The organism is Sphingomonas sp. 3-13AW (assembly GCF_049311085.1).
Classification (GTDB): domain Bacteria; phylum Pseudomonadota; class Alphaproteobacteria; order Sphingomonadales; family Sphingomonadaceae; genus Sphingomonas.
In genome coordinates, this window is the sequence record NZ_JASNVZ010000008.1 from 79,116 (window position 1) to 97,910 (window position 18,795).

General features: G+C 65.7%; 15 protein-coding genes and 1 tRNA gene. 12 read left to right on the top strand and 4 right to left on the bottom strand.

The annotated features are described in order from the left end of the window. Positions 1-52 precede the first annotated feature (52 nt). A complete protein-coding gene (locus QP045_RS10810) occupies positions 53-235 on the bottom strand; it encodes a Flp family type IVb pilin (protein WP_422514986.1) in 183 nt (60 codons plus the stop codon). A 288-nt stretch (positions 236-523) separates the two neighbouring features. Here QP045_RS10810 and QP045_RS10815 point away from each other — a divergent pair, with 288 nt between their 5' ends. Next, positions 524-937, top strand: coding sequence for a (deoxy)nucleoside triphosphate pyrophosphohydrolase (locus QP045_RS10815; RefSeq protein WP_422514987.1), 414 nt, complete (start codon positions 524-526; stop codon positions 935-937). A 3-nt stretch (positions 938-940) separates the two neighbouring features. Here QP045_RS10815 and QP045_RS10820 read toward each other — a convergent pair whose 3' ends face one another. Further along, complete coding sequence (locus tag QP045_RS10820) at positions 941-1,774, bottom strand: methyltransferase domain-containing protein (RefSeq protein WP_422514988.1); 834 nt, start codon at positions 1,772-1,774, stop codon at positions 941-943. Between the two features lie 43 nt (positions 1,775-1,817). Here QP045_RS10820 and QP045_RS10825 point away from each other — a divergent pair, with 43 nt between their 5' ends. Genes QP045_RS10825 through QP045_RS10840 form a run of 4 tightly spaced genes read left to right on the top strand, consistent with a single transcriptional unit; the run spans position 1,818 to position 4,093 of the window. Beyond that, complete coding sequence (locus QP045_RS10825) at positions 1,818-2,549, top strand: ComF family protein (RefSeq protein ID WP_422514989.1); 732 nt, start codon at positions 1,818-1,820, stop codon at positions 2,547-2,549. A 31-nt stretch (positions 2,550-2,580) separates the two neighbouring features. Then, complete coding sequence (gene grxC / locus QP045_RS10830) at positions 2,581-2,838, top strand: glutaredoxin 3 (protein ID WP_422514990.1); 258 nt, start codon at positions 2,581-2,583, stop codon at positions 2,836-2,838. Beyond that, the gene (locus QP045_RS10835) at positions 2,835-3,659 is read left to right on the top strand and encodes a carbon-nitrogen hydrolase family protein (protein WP_422514991.1); all 825 of its coding nucleotides are present in this window, start codon (positions 2,835-2,837) and stop codon (positions 3,657-3,659) included. Before grxC ends, QP045_RS10835 begins: the two co-directional genes overlap by 4 nt. Continuing rightward, positions 3,656-4,093, top strand: coding sequence for a DUF1178 family protein (locus QP045_RS10840; RefSeq protein ID WP_422514992.1), 438 nt, complete (start codon positions 3,656-3,658; stop codon positions 4,091-4,093). The genes QP045_RS10835 and QP045_RS10840 overlap by 4 nt, the downstream gene beginning before the upstream one ends. A gap of 4 nt (positions 4,094-4,097) precedes the next feature. Here the strand turns inward: QP045_RS10840 and QP045_RS10845 are convergent, their stop codons facing one another. Together QP045_RS10845 and QP045_RS10850 are read right to left on the bottom strand one after the other, a co-directional pair. Continuing rightward, positions 4,098-6,149: an ATP-binding protein gene (locus QP045_RS10845; protein WP_422514993.1), complete on the bottom strand. Its 2,052-nt coding sequence runs from the start codon at positions 6,147-6,149 to the stop codon at positions 4,098-4,100. Then, entirely contained in the window at positions 6,139-7,638 is a 1,500-nt protein-coding gene (locus QP045_RS10850; RefSeq protein ID WP_422514994.1) for an ATPase domain-containing protein, read from the bottom strand. The genes QP045_RS10845 and QP045_RS10850 overlap by 11 nt, the downstream gene beginning before the upstream one ends. A 166-nt stretch (positions 7,639-7,804) precedes the next feature. On the opposite strand from QP045_RS10850, the gene QP045_RS10855 reads away from it, so the two are divergent. The 7 genes from QP045_RS10855 (at position 7,805) to QP045_RS10885 (ending at position 18,783) form a co-directional block, all read left to right on the top strand. Further along, a tRNA-Arg gene (locus QP045_RS10855) sits at positions 7,805-7,881 on the top strand. Between the two features lie 537 nt (positions 7,882-8,418). Next, positions 8,419-8,778 (top strand): hypothetical protein, encoded by a 360-nt coding sequence (locus QP045_RS10860; protein ID WP_422514995.1) that lies wholly within the window; start codon positions 8,419-8,421, stop codon positions 8,776-8,778. Then, positions 8,775-9,485, top strand: coding sequence for a cellulose synthase operon protein YhjQ/BcsQ (locus QP045_RS10865; protein WP_422514996.1), 711 nt, complete (start codon positions 8,775-8,777; stop codon positions 9,483-9,485). Before QP045_RS10860 ends, QP045_RS10865 begins: the two co-directional genes overlap by 4 nt. Positions 9,486-9,499: 14 nt before the next feature. Beyond that, the gene (gene bcsA / locus QP045_RS10870; protein ID WP_422514997.1) at positions 9,500-13,849 is read left to right on the top strand and encodes a UDP-forming cellulose synthase catalytic subunit; all 4,350 of its coding nucleotides are present in this window, start codon (positions 9,500-9,502) and stop codon (positions 13,847-13,849) included. Next, positions 13,849-17,262, top strand: a complete 3,414-nt coding sequence (locus QP045_RS10875) for a cellulose synthase subunit BcsC-related outer membrane protein (RefSeq protein WP_422514998.1) — start codon at positions 13,849-13,851, stop codon at positions 17,260-17,262. The genes bcsA and QP045_RS10875 overlap by 1 nt, the downstream gene beginning before the upstream one ends. Next, the gene (bcsD, locus tag QP045_RS10880) at positions 17,259-17,723 is read left to right on the top strand and encodes a cellulose biosynthesis protein BcsD (RefSeq protein WP_422514999.1); all 465 of its coding nucleotides are present in this window, start codon (positions 17,259-17,261) and stop codon (positions 17,721-17,723) included. Before QP045_RS10875 ends, bcsD begins: the two co-directional genes overlap by 4 nt. 118 nt (positions 17,724-17,841) lie before the next feature. Next, complete coding sequence (locus QP045_RS10885; protein WP_422515000.1) at positions 17,842-18,783, top strand: glycosyl hydrolase family 8; 942 nt, start codon at positions 17,842-17,844, stop codon at positions 18,781-18,783. Positions 18,784-18,795: the final 12 nt, after the last annotated feature.

Consider the following 18,795-nt stretch of genomic DNA (forward strand, 5'->3'; position numbering starts at 1 on the left):
GTAGAAAGGGAGCGGAAAGAATGTCCCGCTCCCTCCTGATGCAGCTTCGCGTTTAGCTCGCGTTGGTGCCGGCGGTGTTCAGCTCGCCGCCAACGCGGTTGAACGTGCCGCTAATGGAGCCGCCCAGGCCGGACATTGCGGCAATTGCGGCGACGGCGATCAGGGCTGCGATCAGACCGTATTCGATCGCGGTCGCGCCTTTGGAATTCTTCAGGAAAGTTCGGATCTTCTGCATTGGGATCTCCAATATTCGTGCTTCAACATACCCGGCTGATCCGGGCGAAACCCGGGGCAGCGTCCGCGGCTCTAGCTGGGCGTTCGTTGAGAAAGCGTTTAGATGCCCCGCCTGTAGGACGAACTTCCATCGTCTGACGCCGGCGACTTCCGAGTGGGAAAGATCATAAGCGGCCATGATAGTGCCGAGGCGACCCCGGGGCGTTGTCCGGAAAAAACTTGCAACGTCGCGTCGACCTCGGTCTTTCGCTTGTTTCTCAACCGATTAGACGCGCGCTGGAGTACAGAAATGCTGAGCAAGACGAGCGGATTGCTGATGGTGGTCGCGGCGGCGCTCGTCGATGGCGACGGGCGGGTGCTGGTGCAGCAGCGGCCCGAAGGCCTTTCCATGGCCGGCCTGTGGGAGTTTCCGGGCGGCAAGGTGGAGGCCGGAGAGCTTCCCGAAGCTGCCCTCATCCGCGAACTGCACGAGGAACTCGGCATCGGGGTCGAGCAATCGTGCCTTGCGCCGGCTGCCTTCGCGAGCGAGCCGCTGGGCGATCGCCACTTGCTGCTGCTGCTCTATGCGCTGCGGAAATGGACCGGGGTGGTCGAGGCGCGTCATGCGACCGCGTTGCGCTGGCTGCGCCCCGTCGAGCTCCACCGGCTGGAAATGCCTCCCGCCGACCGTCCCCTCATCGGCCTCCTCGAAGCGCTGGTGTGAACCCTAGCGCTTGGACCGCAATGCTTCTGCCAGCGACACGGTAGCGCTGCCGCGGCGCGCGGGCTTGGGCTGATCGGGGGAGGGGGCCCAGCCGGTCAGGTATATCACCTCGAACTGCTCGGGCACCCGGCCGTCCGCGTCGGCACGCTCGGAAAAGCGTTCCGCTGCCGCCATCAGGGCTGCTCGCGACAGCGGTGCGCGATCCACCAGCAGGCTGGTTGCCGCCATCCCGCGGAGATCCTCGATCAGCCGCCCCAGGCTGGCATAGCGCACGTTGAGCGTCTCGGAATCGGCGACGGGCAGCGCAAAGCCAGCGCGCATCAGCAGGTCACCCGCCGAAAGGAGATTGACCTGCGGATGCACCCGCGCGGCCGGCCGCTCGCGCTCCGCTGCCATGAACGTCGCGCGCAACGTGGCCAGGGTGCTGCCGCCGGTGAACGCGGCGAGGAAGAGGCCGTCGGGGCGGAGTGCCCGCCGGATCAGCGACAGGGCGCCGGGAAGGTCGTTGACCTGGTCCAAGGTGCCCGCAGAGACGATGAGGTCGAACGATCCATCCGCGAACGGCAGCCGGTCTTCGTCGCATTGTACCCCACCGGCCGCCCGGGCAAAGGCGAAGCCCGGATCGGCGCGGACAATGCGCGTGCCCGGCAATGCCAGCCCGGCGTCAAAGCAGCCCAGGTCGAGCACGTCCCCAAACTCGCGAGTCACCGCATTGAGGCGTTCGAGCAGCCCCTCCGTCATGAAGCTGCGCAGGAAATCGGCCTCGGCAAAGCGGCTGGCGATGCGGTCGCGCCGGAGCCGGCGGGCGGCGCGGTCAAAGATCTCGGGAGGATTCACGCGGGCGCTTGTGCGCTTTCGCGGACGCGCCGACAAGGATCGCGTGAACGCTGTCGCAGCCCTGGTCCGACGCAGCATCGCGCTGGCGCTTCCGCCGCGCTGCCCCGCCTGTGGGCAGGTGACGGAGGCGGATCATCGTTTCTGCCCCGGCTGCTGGGGCGGATTGCGGTTCCTGGGGCCGCCGTGGTGCGCGTCCTGCGCGCTGCCGTTTGACCATGATCGGGGCGAGGATGCGTGTTGCGCCGTCTGCCTGAAGACATCACCCGCCCATGCCGGCGCACGGGCTGCGGTCGCCTATGCACCCGTCGCACGCGATGTCGCCCTCAAGCTCAAATATGGTGGCAAGCTGGCGGCGGCCGAGACCATGGCGCGGCTGATGCTGCGGCTGATGCCCGCCGACGCGGATCTGCTGGTGCCGGTGCCACTTCACCGTCGCCGGCTCTGGTCGCGAGGCTATAACCAGTCGGTCCTGATTGCGGGCAGCTTGTCTCGGGTCGCGGAAGTGCCGGCCGACGTCGATGCACTGGTTCGCACCCGCGCGACACCGCCTCTCCGTGGCTTGGGTCGGCGCGCACGGGCAAAGACGCTGAAGGGCGCCTTCGCCGTTCCGAAGGCGGCGCAGCCGCGCATTGCCGACAAGTCGGTGGTCCTGATCGACGACGTCTACACCTCTGGCGCCACCGCCGACGCCTGCACGCGCCGGCTGCTCGCCGCGGGAGCCCGCCGGGTGACCGTGCTGTGCTGGGCGCGCGTCCTGGACGACGCGCACGATTGACAAGCGCCCGCCGCCGACACACCTGATCCCGATGGCAAAGATCGAGATCTATACCAAGGCATTCTGCCCCTATTGTACCCGCGCCAAGAGGCTGCTCGACAGCAAGGGCGTCTCCTTCGAGGAGTATGACATCTCCATGGGCGGCGAGCGCCGAGCGGAGATGATCCAGCGCGCGAGCGGTCGGACGACAGTGCCGCAGGTGTTCATCGACGGACGTCATATCGGCGGGTCCGACGACCTCGCCGCCCTCGACCAGCAGGGGGGATTGGACCCGCTGCTCGCCCAATGAAGATCGCGCTGCTGCAGATGACGAGCGGCATCAACCCGCTCGTCAATGCGGCCGTCCTGCAGGAAGCGGCGGCAGAGGCCGCTGCCGGCGGCGCCGCGATGCTCTTCACGCCCGAGATGTCGGGGCTGGTTGACCGGGATCGCGCGCGTGCGGCGGCGGCTATTTGCGACGAGGCCACCGATCCGGTCCTGGCGGCGGTGCGGGCGGCGGCGGCCGAACATCGGCTGTGGGTCCAGCTCGGCTCACTGGCGATCCGCCGTGCGGACGGCAGCTTGGCCAATCGCAGCTTTGTTATCGACGCCGATGGCGAGATCCGGGCGCGCTACGACAAGCTCCACTTGTTCGACGTCGTGCTGCCAAATGGAGAGCGTTGGCAGGAGTCCGCCTCCTATGCCCCGGGGGATAAGGCCGTGGTGGTCGACACGCCGGTTGGGCCGCTCGGACTGTCGGTCTGCTATGACCTGCGCTTTCCCGACCTGTTTCGGGCGCTGAGCGATGCCGGCGCCGAGGTGCTCGCGATCCCCGCAGCCTTCACGCCGCCGACAGGTGCTGCGCACTGGCACGTCCTGATGCGCGCCCGCGCGATCGAAGCGGCAGCGTTCGTCGTGGCCGCTGCGCAGACGGGTAAGCACGCAGACGGGCGGCAGACCTATGGCCATTCACTGGTAGTCGACCCTTGGGGTCGGGTGCTGCTCGACATGGGCGAAACGCCCGGCCTTGGATTTGTGGATCTCGATCGCGGAGTTCTCGCGGACGTGCGCGCGCGGTTGCCCGTGTTGCAGCATCGCCGGCCGATCCCTCCGGTAGAGCGTATCGCATGATCGTCTTCGACCTGCGGTGCGCGAATGCGCATGTCTTCGAATCCTGGTTCGGGTCGAGCGCCGACTATGCCGACCAGAAAGACCGTGGTCTCGTGCGATGCCCGCTGTGCGACAGTGACGCGGTCGAAAAGGCGGTGATGGCTCCCAACGTCGCCGCCAAGGGCAACCAGCGCGCCTCTGTACCTGCCGCCCCCGATGATCCGATGAAGGCGGCGCTCGCCGCGCTCGCCCGGGCCCAGGCAAAGGTCCTCGAGGGTTCCGAATGGGTCGGACCCCGGTTCGCAGATCGCGCACGTGCGATGCACCTGGGCGAGGAAAGTGCTGCCCCCATCCATGGCCAGGCTACCCTGCAGGAAGCACGCGCGCTGGTGGAGGAGGGGGTGCCGGTCGCGCCCTTGCCGCTGCCCGTCGTGCCTCCAACCGCCCGCAACTAAAGCATCAGCCCAGCATCTCCCGGATCTTGCCCGACAGGTCCTGGATCGCGAAAGGCTTCGTGATCATCGCCATGTTCGTCCCCAGGAATTCGGCGCGGATCGCGGCATTCTCGGCGTAGCCGGTGACGAACAGGATCGGCAGTTCCGGGCGGTGCTGGCGCGCCACCTCCGCAAGCTGGCGCCCGTTCATGCCAGGCAGGCCGACGTCGGATACCATCAGATCGATGTGCCGGTCCGAGCTGAGGATCGCGATCGCGGCGTTCGGCTCCTCCGCCTCGACCGTCTCGTACGACAGTTCCTCCAGCACTTCGCGCACGAGCAGCCGGACCGAGGAATCGTCCTCGACCAGCAACACGGTCTGCCCGCTTCCTTCCGCAACGACGTTGGTCGCTGGAGCAGCCTCGTCCTCCCGCGGGGCATGCACCGCCCGCAGGTAAAGCGAAACGGTCGTGCCGGCGCCCGGCTGGCTGTGGATGCGAACCTGTCCGCCCGACTGACGCACGAAGCCATAGACCATCGACAGGCCGAGGCCCGTGCCCTGGCCGATCGGCTTGGTGGTGAAGAACGGGTCGAACACCTTGCCCAGCAGCTCGGGCGGCATGCCGACGCCCGTGTCGGAGACGGCGATCACGACATAGCGGCCCGGTTCGATGTCCGGACGCGTCGCCACATAGGCAGCATCCAGATCGACGACGCGCGTCTCGATGGTCAGCTGGCCGCCATCGGGCATCGCGTCGCGCGCGTTGATCGTCAGGTTCAGGATCGCGTTTTCGAGCTGGTTCGCATCCGTCTCGGCCCAAAGTGGTTCGGCGGCAGGGACGATGTTGAGCGCGATATTCTCCCGGATAGAGCGGCGCAGCAGTTGCTCCAGCGAGCCGATAAGCCGGTCGATCTCGATGGGGCGCGTGTCCAGCGACTGGCGGCGGGAAAAGGCCAGCAGGCGCGCCGTCAGCGCGGCCGCACGCTGGGCAGAGGTGGTTGCAGCGTCCATGAAGCGGTCGAGGTCGTCATACCGCCCCCCGGCGATCCGGCGCTTCATGATGTCCATCGCGCCGATGACGCCGGTCAGCATGTTGTTGAAATCGTGTGCAATGCCGCCAGTCAACTGGCCGACCGCTTCCATCTTCTGGCTCTGGAGCAGCGCGGCTTCGGCTCGCGCGCGGTTCTCCATCTCCGTCTGGAGGGCGGATGTCCGTTCCGCGACGCGCTCCGCCAGTAGTTTTTCCGTCTGCTTGCGATCGGTGATGTCCATGCCGAACACGTGGAAGCCATCCACTTCACCCTTCTGCGTACGGCGCGGAAGGTACCGTATCTCTGCATCGCGAGGCATTCCGTTCGGATGGGGGATCACCACCTCCATCCGGACCGTCTCTCCCGATAGCGCGCGTCGTATGTCGGCTCTACGTACGCGATAGGATTCCTCGCCCAGCACATCACGCACGTGGTGGCCGACGACCTGCTCTGCCGGGATATGGAGCCAGTCTTCATAGGCGCGGTTCGCGAAGCGATAGCAGCCGGACCGATCGACAAATGCAATCAGCACTGGCAACGAGTCAGCGATCCGCCGCAGCTCTTCTTCACTGGCCGCGAGCGCGGCGCGGCTCATCTCGAGCTCGTGCATCCGGTCACGTGTCTCAAACTGCCGCTGGCGCGATCGCATTGCCGAAGTGACTGCGGTCAGCAGAGAGGTCGATCCCAGCGGCCGTTCGAGCACGATCGCATTGCCTGTCAGTTCCGGCAGGTTGGCGCGCATTCCCTCAGCCCCGCCGCCCGGGCGCCGCCGGTTCGCGGCAAGCAGGATAAAGGGGATGTCCGACCAGGAGGGCTGCGCAGCGAGAGCGGCGCGCAGTCCAGGCGAACCCATGCGGGTCGCCTCTTCGGTGAGCACCACCACACCGACATGCTCGTTGAGCGCCGCCGCCGCGGCTTCCAGGTCGCGACAGGCGTGGGCGTCGTATCGTTGGTCGCGGAGCAGGCGGACGATGGCTTCGGCATCCCGCCCATAGGGGGCGATCACCAGGACCTTATGGCCTTCCGCCGCAGATCTATGCCCCACGCGTGCGGTTTTCCAGCAGGGGCGAACGTTCGCCGGTGTAGGAGGGCGTGCCGGTAAGGACGCCGTGGAAGTCGACCAGCGGGCCGCCAACCCGCACACCGCGAGAGTCGACCCGCAGTTCGCGAAGCGTATCCTCGTGCGCGCCGGCACGATTCTTGATCACCGAGATCGCCTTGCGAATGCGTCCATCCGCTTCGAAAAAGCGCAGCAACAGGACGGCATCCGCGACATAGGAGATGCTCACGCTGCTCTGCATCGCGCCCATCAGCCCCTGCTGCGGATCGATCAGGAAGGTGGCCACCCCATGTTCGTTCAGGAACGACAGCATCTCGTGCATCTGGAGGACCAGCTGCTGCTCCTGCGGCATCGACGCAAGATAGCCGTTCAGGCTGTCGATCACGATCACCTGTGCCTTGTCGGCTTGCACGCGTCGACGGACGCGCTGCGCGAACTCGCCAGGGGAGAGTTCAGCCGGGTCGATCTGTTCGATGATCAACAGGCCCTGGTTTAGATAGGCTTCCAGCTCCAGCCCAAAGGCACGGGCGCGGGCCAGCAACGTGTTGATGCGCTCGTCAAATTCATAAAGCACGGCCACTTCGCCGCGCGCGCAGGCGGCGGAGGCATATTGAAGGGCAATCGCCGTCTTCCCCGTCCCGGCGGGGCCGGTGATCAGTGTCGACGTACCGCGGAGCGGACCGCCGCCCATCAGCGCGTCGAGCTCCGGCACGCCGCTCGCGATTGGGTCGCCCAATGCCACGTGATCCCTAGCTGAGGCGGCAAGGCGAGGGTAAATGTCGAGACCGCCCTTGCGGATCGTGAAATCGTGGAAGCCCGCGACGAAGTCGACGCCGCGCAGCTTCTGCACCTGCAGCCGCCGGCGTGCCGCGCCGAACTCCAGTGTCTGCCGCTCCAGTGTTATGACGCCGTGGCACAGGCTGTGAAGATGGGTGTCGCCGTTCTCCTTGGACGCGGTGAGGTCGTCGACCAGCAGCACGGTGACCTCACGACCTGCGAAGAACTGCTTGAGCGCCAGCACCTGGCGACGATAGCGGAGCGGATCCTGCGCGAGCAGCCGCATCTCCGAAAGGCTGTCGAAGACGACGCGGCATGGCCTTACCCGATCGACTTCGGCCTCGATCAGCTTGATCGTCTCGCCGAGTTCCATTTCCCAGGAATGCAGCACCGATTGCTCGCGCTCGATGCCCAGCACCTCATCGGCCATGCTGAGTTCGAACACGTCGAAATCATCGATGCTCCAGCCGTGGGAGGCGGCGACGACGGCGAGTTCTTCCTTGGTCTCCGAAAGGGTAACGTACAGCGCCCGCTCGCCCCGCAACGCCCCTTCGCGAAGAAACTGTAGCGACAGCGTGGTCTTGCCGGACCCGGGGGCGCCCTCCAGCAGGTAGAGCCGATGGGCGGGGAGGCCGCCGCGGAGAATCTCGTCCAATCCCTCATTTCCTGAGGCGATCGTCGGTGGGTGTTCAATCATCGTGGGGACGTCCAGAAGAGATAGTTTCGCCCCTTATCATGCCATGGTCATCCGGACAGCGGTTAGGTTCTGTGAGAAGTCCGCAGCGGCCTGCTTGGTTCCCAACCAGCCTTCCCTCGGTGCCGCGTTGACTGCAAACCCGCACGAACCTAGGGAATCCGCGGTTGCCCCGGTAGCTCAGCAGGACAGAGCAACGGTTTCCTAAACCGCAGGTCGGGAGTTCGAGTCTCTCCCGGGGCACCATTTCCGGTCATAGATAGCGGTGCGATTTCGACGGGAAGGGCAGGGCTCGTCGGTTGCAAGTGGAGGGCGCCTCGGCAGACGCAGGTTCCAAGCAGCGCCAGACCGGGGCACCTCTCATCATGTTCCGCGGGGAGGCGCTTCTAGAGCCCGCGCAATCAGCCCGTTGAGCGGACGTTTCGTGTTCTGCGCCGTGTCCGTCTTTCATTTGGGAAAGATGCTTAGGCCAATAATGAAGATCATAAGATCTTTGAAAACCGCCTCGCTTGTCCCATTGTGCTACAAAAGTCAGTAACCTTTGTGTCGCGGAACTGTCGACATGACACGGACCATTCGGCGATCACCACCTTCGATTTTTTGGCGGGTTTCCGCCGTAGCCGCGGCCCAGACGTTATTTACGTGGAGGGCACGATCGTCTGTCCAGCCCTGCGGAAAGAGGCTCAATCATGACCTTCAAGAAAGTGGTGAACCTGATCGGGAAGAAGTATTCTTTGTTAACTATATTGCCATAGCTGCCGGATTGAACGATGGGGGCGCTCGATGCGGCAAGATGCGAAAACACTGCTTGATCGATTAGATCGACATTATCTCGAATACCGGGACTTCACCGCTGCCGCGGAGGAAATCGAGCTTTGGCCCCTGTTTCAGGCGCTCCTGCGAGACCCTCGAATCATTGGCAATCGGGAACAAGATGCGGCCTTCTCCACGGAGGGAGAGAACCAGCGCACGGCCCCTGGTCCGAAAGTTCGGAGCATTTCCGAACGTGCCGAGGCCTCGCCCGCGCCAAGCTTGTTCGATCGCTATCTCCGCGCGGCCAAGCCGGATTCCAAGCAGGTAGAGCGGCCCCAGGAGCCGGACCTGCGCAACTTCCTCCATCAGCTCGGAAGGGGCCATAAGTGACTCTGATCCTGATGCGTTCGCCCAAGGGCGGGGTCGGTACCACTTTCCTGACCGCGCGGCTGGCGATCGCCCTGGCAGATCAGGGGCATGAGGTTTGCGCTGTCGATTGCACAGCGCAGGAGTCGCTGAAGCTCTTCTTCGGCCTGGCTCCCTCTCAAACGCTCGAGATGCTCGACGCAGAAGCCACACCGGATGCGATCGCCGGCGTTGAGGTGTTTCAAGCCTATCCTGAGCAGGACGTGGATGGTGTTGCCGAACAGCTTCTTGCCCGCACCGGCAGCGGTCAGATTTGCCTCGTCGACCTGGGCACCGGGGGCGCACAGCTCCGCGATCGCTTGATGCCGCACGCAGCGCTGGAGATTTGCACCCTGGCACCCTCGCCGGTGGCGCTCGCAACCCTCACGAAGGTCGATGCCTCGGCATCCGTGCTGTCGCTTACTCGTACCGCGTTCGTGCTCAATATGATGGACGATCGCCGCCGGCTCTCGAACGATATTCACAAGCTCGTCCGCACGCTGCTGGGGGACCAATTGCTCGGGACGGTGCGGCGTGACGAAGCGGTGATGGAGGCGCTCGCCGCCATGAAGCCGCTTTCCACTTTCGCCCCGGCCAGTGCTGCTCTCACCGATGTCCAGAAGCTTGCCGAAGTTGTCATTGCGCGCTGCGGACGCGGAGCGTCCGGTCACGTCCAACATACGGCTGCGTAAGCAAGAGCATTTTGATGATAGAGAAGACATATTCGATGTCGCGGCTGACGCGCGTGGTCATCGCTGTGCCGGTTCTGCTTGCGGTCATCGGGGTTCTGACCATTCCGCTGGACTTCCGTACGCAATGGATTTTTGCGGGCACGACGATCATCGGTGCGTTGTTGATCGGCCGCAACAAGTCGCGGCAGGGCACGCTCGCGATCGCGGCGCTGTCGCTGCTTATGTCTACTCGCTATCTGATCTGGCGGACCACGACGACGCTTGAGTTCGACTCCATTCCCGAAATGGTGCTCGGTGTCGGCCTGTACCTGGCAGAACTCTACGCCTGGGTGATCCTGGTTCTCGGCTTTCTCCAGACCAGCTGGCCGCTCGATCGCCCGGTCGTCGCCATCGAGGGCGAACCCTCGACCTGGCCGATGATCGATCTCTATATCCCGACGTATAACGAGAGCCTCGAGATCGTTCGCAACACTGCCTATGCGGCGATGGACATGGATTATCCGCGCGACCGGTTCCGCGTGTTCATCCTCGATGATGGCAGGCGGCCCGAATTCCGCGTGATGGCCCGCCAGGTGGGCTGCGGCTACCTGACCCGCACCGATAATCTTCACGCCAAGGCCGGCAACATGAATGCCGCGCTCCGCAAGACGGATGGCGAACTGATCGCGATCTTCGATTGCGATCACGTGCCGACGCGCGCGTTCCTGCAGCTTTCCGTCGGCTGGTTCCAAAAGGACCCGAAGCTCGCGCTGCTGCAGACGCCCCACCACTTCTATTCGCCCGATCCGGTTCAGCGGAACCTGGCCGGCGCCAGCGACATGCCGGGCGAGGGCGACCTGTTCTATGGCGCCGTCCAGCGCGGCAACGACCTGTGGAACGCCACCTTCTTTTGCGGTTCGTGCGCGATTATTCGGCGTGAAGCGCTGATGCAGACCAACGGCTTTGCCGGCGAAACGGTCACCGAAGACGCGCACACCGCGCTGAAACTACAGCGCATGGGCTGGAACACCGCCTACATCGGCGCAAGGTTGTCGGCAGGCCTCGCGACAGAGCGCCTGGTCCTGCACATTGGCCAGCGCATTCGCTGGGCACGAGGCATGACCCAGATCATGCGGATCGATAATCCGCTGTTCGGGCCGGGCCTGAGTTGGCAGCAGCGCCTTTGCTACATCAACGCGATGTTGCACTTCCAGTTTCCGCTTCCTCGCATCGTCTTCCTGACGTCGCCGCTGGCTTATTTGATCGCGGGCGCGAACATCATTCATGCTTCTGCCGGACTGATCTTTGCGTACGCAATTCCGCACCTATTCTTGGCAATGCAGTCAAGCGAACGGATCCAGGGCGGCGAGCGACGCCCGTTCTGGGGCGAAATCTATGAGACGCTGTTGGCCTTCCATCTTGTAAAGCCAACGGTATGGACGCTGTTTCGGCCGCATGAGGGCAAGTTCAACGTGACGGACAAAGGCAGCTTGCTCGACAGAACCTATTTTGACCTGACGACGGTGAAGCCGCACTTGATCACCATCGGCCTGCTTCTGTTCGGCATCGCATTTGGTTTTGTCCGACACTTTATCCCCGGCGAGTTCCACGTTCAGATGGATACTCTGCTGCTCAACTCGGCGTGGGCTACGTTCAGCGTGGTGATTCTGCTTGCGGCGGTCTCGGTCGCGCGGGAGCGGCGACAGACCCGCACCCACATCCGGCTGCCGGTCAAGCTTCCGGTCACCGTGTACCTCGACGACGGCTATGTGCTCGACGGCACAACCAATGACGTATCGCTGGGCGGTTTGTCGCTCACGCTGCCGGAGGGGGTCTCTTTGTCGGGACGTACCGTGACCGACGTGGCTCTGCCGATGGGAGACGACATGCTGACTTTGCCGGTGGAAACGATGCGGAGCCGTGGGTCCAATGCGTTTCTGCGGTTCCCGGAATTGTCCCCGGATTGCGTCCGTCTGTTGGTGCGGGCCGTGATGGGACGTGCCGATGCTTGGCAGCCGGCCGCCCCGCACCCGACCGTCTCCGGATTCCGTTCGCTTGCCCATATCACCACGATCGGGCTCGGAACCCTGCGCAATATCTTCCGTCGTGAGCCCAAGGCGGTTGCCCCGGGAACCCCCGCACCGTTGAAGGCGGCCGCCGCGATAGCGCTTGCCCTGATAGGCGCCGCATCACTCCGGCCCGAGGTAGCGCGCGCACAGGTAGCGCCCGAAAGCGCGGAGGCAGCGGTTGCGCCGGCTGCAAACGGCGCCACCCGCCAGGTGCGACTGACGCTCCGCGATCTGCAGCAGCGTCAGCCCATCCGCCTCGCCAGTACCCATGGTGAGATCGGCATCCCCTTTGGCGTGCGTTCCGATGCTGTGGTGACGTCGGCCGCGATGACTCTCACCTTCGCGCATTCGCCCGCTCTGCTCGGCGACCTCAGCCAGATGGTGGTGCTGGTCAACGGCGAAACCGTCCGTACCATCCCGCTGGTACGTGAGACGGCCGCGGGGACGCAGCTGACCTTTCCGGTTGATGCCGCACTGTTCCTGCCGGGCGAGAACCGGCTCAACCTGCGGTTCCTCGGCCATTATGCACGCGATTGCGAGGATCCCTTCCACAGTTCGTTGTGGGCGAATGTAAGCCACACGCGCACGTATCTCGACCTTGTGGTGCAGCCGCTGCCACTGGAACCCAATCTTTCGCGCTGGCCGGCCCCGTTCGTGGATCGCGCCGACCCGCGCGCCCTGAACCTGCCGTTCGTCTTCGTGAACACGCCGACCGCGGGCGAACTGGAGGCAGCTTCGACGCTGGCCTCCTGGTTTGGCAGCCTGGCGAGTTATCGCGGCTTCTCCTTCTCGCCGCGCTACAACCAGCTTCCCCGCGGCAACGCCGTGCTCTTCCTGACGAACGCGCGGCGGATGGGCAGTTTCGGCACGAACATCCAGGGCCCTTCGGCAGCGGTGGTGCGCAACCCGACCGATCCATCCGGCACGCTCCTTCTGGTGATGGGCCGCGACGACCGGGAGCTGAAGCAAGCGGCAGGCGCGCTCGCGCTTAGCCGCGGCCTCGCGGGCGGGGCCTTTGCTTCGTTCGCAGGTGTGCGGATCCCCTCCATGCCACGGTATAGTGCTCCGCGCTGGCTGCGCACGGATCGCCCGGTCAAGCTCGGAGAGTTCACTCAGGCCTACGCCTTGCAGGGACAGGGGCTCCCGCCGGGCCCGCTCACCACCTCGTTCCGTGTGGCGCCGGACCTGTTCTTCTGGCCCCGGCAGGGCGGCGACCTGCGGTTGCGCTACCGCTACCCCGGTGCACCCTGGCTCGATCGTCAGGCGTCCAGGCTCGATGTTTCCATCAACAACCAGTATCTGGGCACGCAGTCGCTTCGGGGCGCATCCTGGTGGCGTCGGATCCTTGGCGATGAAGCCGCCGAGTCCCACACCTCGACGGCTGACGTCGTCCTCCCCGAATATAATCTGTTCGGGCAGAACCAGCTGGTCTTCGACTACAACCTGATCGTTGCCGACAAAAAGCGGTGCGAGGGAACGCTGCCGGACAATGTGCGGGTCAGCATCCTGCCGGACAGCACCATCGATCTCGGCCGCGCCTATCACGCGACCCGGATGCCGAACCTCGCCACCTTTGCGGGCGCCGGCTATCCCTTCACGATCCGGCCGGACCTCGGCGAAACGGTGGTGATGGTCGGACCCAATCCGGCGCCGGAGACGGTCGAGGCGCTGCTGGCGGTGATGGGTCGCTTCGGCGATTCGACGGGTGCCGCGGCGACCCAGGTCACGGTTGTCACCGACGGCGCATCCGATCGCGCGAGCGGCAAGAACGTGTTGATGGTCGGCGACCTGAAACTAGCGAGCGGCTCGCTCTTCTCGAACGCTCCCGTCCAGTATCAGAACGGCCGACTGCAAGTGCGCAAGAGCGGGCCGATCATGCGGGCCGTCCAGTTCGTGTCGCCGGACAGCCGGGATGGGGACGAGCAGGTCGAGGAAACGCTGTACAGCGCGGACAGCTTCACCGGGATCGTGAGCTTCCAGTCCCCCTTCGATACTGATCGTACGGTCGTTGCCCTGCTGGCGAGCAATCCCGTCAATCTGCCGCAGATGGTCGCCGGCTTGGCCGACGTGGATATCAACGCAGCCGTGCAGGGGGACCTTTCGATCTTTACGGGCGACGACATGACCAGCTTTGCGGTCGGCGGTCGCTATTGGGTCGGATCTCTGCCGATCTGGATGAAGGCGGCATATTGGTTCAGCCAGCGCCCGTGGCTTCTGGCTCTGGCGGGCCTCCTGGCCGCGATCCTGCTCTCCTGGCCGGCTTATTTCTTGCTCAAGCGACAGGAGCGCAAGCGGCTCCAGGCGGTGGAAAAGTGATGCGAACCCGATCCTTGTATCTGCTGCTGAGCGGCGCCGTCATTGTCTCGACGGCTCCGACGGCGGCGCTGGCACAGGCGGACGCCGTGCCCGCACTGCTGCGGCAGGCGAAATATTGGGAAGGGCGGGGCCGTCGCGATCTGGCCGTGCAGGCTTATCGCCGCGTGCTGGCGATCGATCCGAATAACGCCATCGCCCGCCGCGGGGTGGCGGGATCCACACAGGCGCCCGCGCCGGCGCCCGCTCCGGCGAAACCCGCGCCTGCCCGACCGCAAGCTCAGCCAAAGCCGCAGCCGGCGCCCAAGCCCCAGGCCGCGCCCCAGCCGACGCCAGCGGCGCCGTCGCCCGCCGCGCCGCGTCGTGCCGCACCGGCGCCTGCGCCATCGCGCGATCCGGGCGGCGACGCGCGGGCCGCCGGGTTCACGGCACTCGACAGCGGTAATCTCGAGCGTGCCGAAACGCTCTTTCAAAGCGCGCTGAAGCGATCCCCCAACGATGCGGACGCGTTGGGCGGGCTCGGCCTGGTCGAACTGCGGCGCGAGCGCTTTGCCGAAGCGCGTGACCTGCTCCAGCGTGCATCCCGCCGCGGCAACAGCAGCCGTTGGGCGGAGGCACTGCAGTCGGCCAGCTTCTTTGCCGACCTGCGCGCCGCGCAGGCGGATTTCGACGCGGGTCGGGTTGCGGAAGCCCAAGCGACTGCCGAGCGCCTGTCGCGCAGCGGCGGACCCTCCGCCGGGAGCGCGACCGAACTGCTTGCGCGCATTTATCAGCAGCAGGGCCGCTACGCGGACGCCGCGAACCTCTATACCCAGGCGGCGCGGGCGAGCGGGGGTGCCGACGTCGGCGCGCTGCGCGTCAGCGCGATCCGGGCGCAGGCCCAGGCCGAGATCGCAGCCGGGCGCCCTGGCCAGGCGCAGCAGCTGTACGATCGCGCAATCTCGCTTGATCCCAACGACCCGTGGCTGCGCTACGACTATGCGCGGTTCCTGCGCGAGCAGCGGCGGCCGATGGACGCGACCACCATCATCAGCCCGCTCGCGCAGTCCGCGATGCCGGAGTCCCTTTATGCCGCGGCCTTGTTCGCGCAGCAGTCGGGGCAGCTGGGGGCTGCCGAGACGCTGATGGCGCGCATTCCAGAGGGATCGCGCTCGGAAGAAATGAACGGCTTCCTGCTCGGCTTGCGTGCGGAAGCTGCAGTGACACGCGCGCGCGCATTGGGGGCGCAGGGACAGCAGCAGGCGGCGCTCCAGTCGCTGCGACAGATCGCAGACACGCCGGGCCTTCCCGCAGCGCAGACCGCGACGATCGCCACGGCGCTGTTCGAACTGGGCGACACCCAGGCAGCGTCGATGCTCGCGCAGCGCGCGGCCGGCATGCCCGTGGCGTCCGTCGAAGCCTATGATCCGATCGTCCGGGTGCTCGCCGCGACCGGCCAGGACATGGCTGCGGAGGAAGCGATCGCTCGGGCGACGCAACTCGCGGGCGGCAGCGCGCAGGGCATGCAGACGATCGCTACGTTGCGTTCGGCCATGGCCGTTGCGCGGGCGGACCGGCTGCGGCTTGCCGGGCAATATGCCCCGGCCTTCGACGTGCTGCAGCAGGCGTGGGCAGCAACGCCCGGCGATGCAGACGTGCTCGCCTCGCTCGGACGCTTGTACCAGACCGGCGGGCTGAATGCGCAGGCAGCGCAGACGTACCGCATGATCCTGGCAAAGGATCCGAATAACCGCGACGCCCTGATCGGCTTTGCCGAGACGGCGTCGGCCGCGGGTGAACATGGTGCCGCACGCGAAGCCGCACGGCAGGCCATCCGTGCAGCGCCGGGCGATTATCGCAGCTATCTGGCAGCAGCTCGCGCCGAACAGGCGCGCGGAGACGATGGTGCCGCGCGCAAATATCTCCAGCAGGCGCGTAGTCTCTATGTGGCGCAGGCGGGGGGTGGCTCGGCCAATCCGTTCGGCGGCAACCCCTTTGCGCAAATGGCGCAGACCGCAGTAGCCACCAACCCCTTCGCTCCCGTCGCGGCCGGCAGCAATCCGTTCGCCTACGGGTCGCAGGCTGCCGTGCCTCAGGCTGCGATGGCTGCACCGCCGGGCTTCGCGCCGCCCGCCGGCGCTTCACCGTTCGCCACCTCGCCGCGTGCTGATGGATATGCGGCGCCCTATGTGCCGGCGACTGCAAATGCCCCCGTGCAAGGCTGGGCGCTTGGCGTGCCGGGACCTGTGCCGCAAATGGGCGCGCCAGCCGGCGACCCGGTGCTGCAGGGCATCGAAGCCGACATGCGCCGGCTCGCGGCGAGCAGCGCGCCCCGCGCGGACGTGACGACCGGCTATCGCGACCGTTCGGGTGAGACGGGCCTCAGCACGTTGAAGGAGTTGAGCGGCACCGCCAAGGTTTCCACCGGCTTTGCCGGCGGCCGCATCGGGGCACAGGCGCAGGCGGTGGTCATCGACTCCGGCCGCCCCACCGGCTCGGGGCTCGCGCGGTTCGGCCGCAACGGCACCGCCGAAGCTCAAGGTATCGTGGCCGAGCAGCCGTCCCAACTCACCCAGGCCGGCACCCAGCATGACGCGGGTGTCGCGGTGTCGGCGACCTATGAGGGCGACCTGGTGCAGGCGGATTTCGGCACGACGCCGCTGGGCTTTGCCAAGCGTCACGCTGCGGGGGGTCTCGCATTCACGCCACGGTTTTCGCCGCAGGCAAGCGGACGGATCTGGGGTGAGCGCCGCCCGGTCACCGATAGCGTCGCGTCCTATGCCGGCACCATCGATCCGGTCACCGGAGAATTCTGGGGCTCGGTCATGAAGACCGGGGGCGGCGCTTCGTTGTCCTGGGACCGCGACGGCACCGGTGCCTATCTGGACGGCTCGTGGCATCATTATGAAGGCACGAATGTCCGCAACAACCACTCGATGCAGTTCAATGCCGGCGGCTACGCCCGTGCCTATCAGGATACCCGCGCGTCGGTGACGATCGGGATCAATGCGAACTATCAGGCGTTCGGGAATAATCAGAACTACTTCAGCTATGGGCACGGCGGCTATTTCAGCCCGCAGAGCTTCTTCAGCGTGAGCTTCCCGGTACGATTTGCCATGAATACAGACCGCTTCGACATAGCCGCCAATGTGGCGCCCGGCTACCAGAGCTACGAGCAGGATGAGGCACTGCTCTATCCGACGGACCCTGGCGCTCAGTCGGTGCTGGAACAGCTCAAGGCACAGAATTCGGACGTGCGCGCGCGGTATGACAGCTTGAGCGCGACTGGCTTCGGCCTCGCGGCAGGAGCGTCCTTCTACTACGGTCTTGCGAACAGCACCCGCGTGGGTGGTGACTTCAATGTTAACACTTTTGGCCAATACAACGAAGTTCGTACCTCGGTAGGTATCAAACAGACGTTGGGAGGCGATAAGTGAGCAAGCCGATGCTGATGCCGTGGCCGCTCGAAGTGTCGGAAACGGAGCTTCAGCCGGCGGTCCTGCTGGCGTGCCACATGGTGGATGAAGTCTGGGAGGTCGCCGACGCCGAGCAGGCGGAGGCATTCTTTCGTTCGACCGGCCGCAGGATCGGGCGCGCCTATCCGCTGGGTGAGGTTCGTTCGAACGACGAAATCCTGGCGTCGATGAACGCCTTCTGGGCCGAAAGCGGCTGGGGCCGCACTGCGTTGCGCTTCGCCGGTACCGGGCTTGAGATTGTTCACTCCGGACTGCCGTCGCCGCCCCCGGGCGTTGAACTGGCGCGGTGGCGGGAGACCGCGATCTGCGTGCTGGCGGGCATCTATGACCATTGGCTCGGCCAGCTCGGCGGGTCCGATAGCATTCGGACGCGCGTGACCGGCTCCAGCGCACGAGGTGTGGATTTCTTCTATGGTGCTTGATCGACGGGCGTTGCTGCTCGGTGTGGGGAGCAGCATGGTCGTCGCGTGCTCTGGGCGGGCCGCAGACAATGGCCATGACACTAGTGCGAACACCTCAAGCGCCGCCGGCCAGCGTAAGGTGAGCAAGGTGACTGGCGGTAATCCCAGTTTGATCCCCGGCCTGTGGGCGGGCTTCAAGGGCAGCTACGTCCAGCCCGACGGGCGCGTGATCGACACCGGCAACAAGGGCGTCAGCCATACCGAGGGGCAGGGCTATGCCCTGGTCCTGGCGGCGACGGCAGGCGACCGCGACGGCTTCGATCGTGTGCTCGCCTGGACCGAAAAGACGCTCGCCCGCAGCAGTGATCCGCTGTTCTTCTGGCGGTACGACCCCAATGCGCCAGACCCGCTCGCCGACAAGAACAACGCGACCGATGGCGACATGCTGATCGCCTGGGGCCTGATGCTGGGCGCGGAGCGCTGGCGCGAGCGCTTCCTTGCGGAGCGTGCCGCGGCGATCCGCAACGCGCTCCACGATACCATGCTGCGGCAGGTCGGGGGGGATGTGTTCCTCATCCCCGGCGGCCAGTGGTTCGAAGAGGAGGGGCGGCTGACGCTCAACCCCTCTTATTATGTGTGGCCGGCCCTGCAGCGGTTCGCCGCGGTCGATGGCGACAAGAAGTGGGGCCCCGTGATGAAGGGCGGGGAGACGCTGCTCGCGCGCGCGCGCTTCGGCCAGCATGGGCTCCCGACCGACTGGGTCGACCTGTCCCCGGACGGCACCATGGCCCCAACGCCCGGGCGGGATCCGCGCTTCGGCTTCGATGCGATCCGCGTGCCGCTGTACCTCGTGATGGCGGGGATGGGCAGCAAGGCCGATGCGATTGCACGCTTCTGGCGCGGCTATGAGGAGCGGCCGATCCCGGCGTGGATCGATGTCCGCACCGGACAGACCGCGGAATATGCCCTGTCCACCGGCGCCATGGTCGGCGTCCGTCGTTTGCTGGGCAAGCCGCTGCCGGCGCCGCAGCTGCAGGCCGACTATTATGGCAGCGTGCTGCAGGCACTCGCGTTCATGTAGGATCTGAGCCGG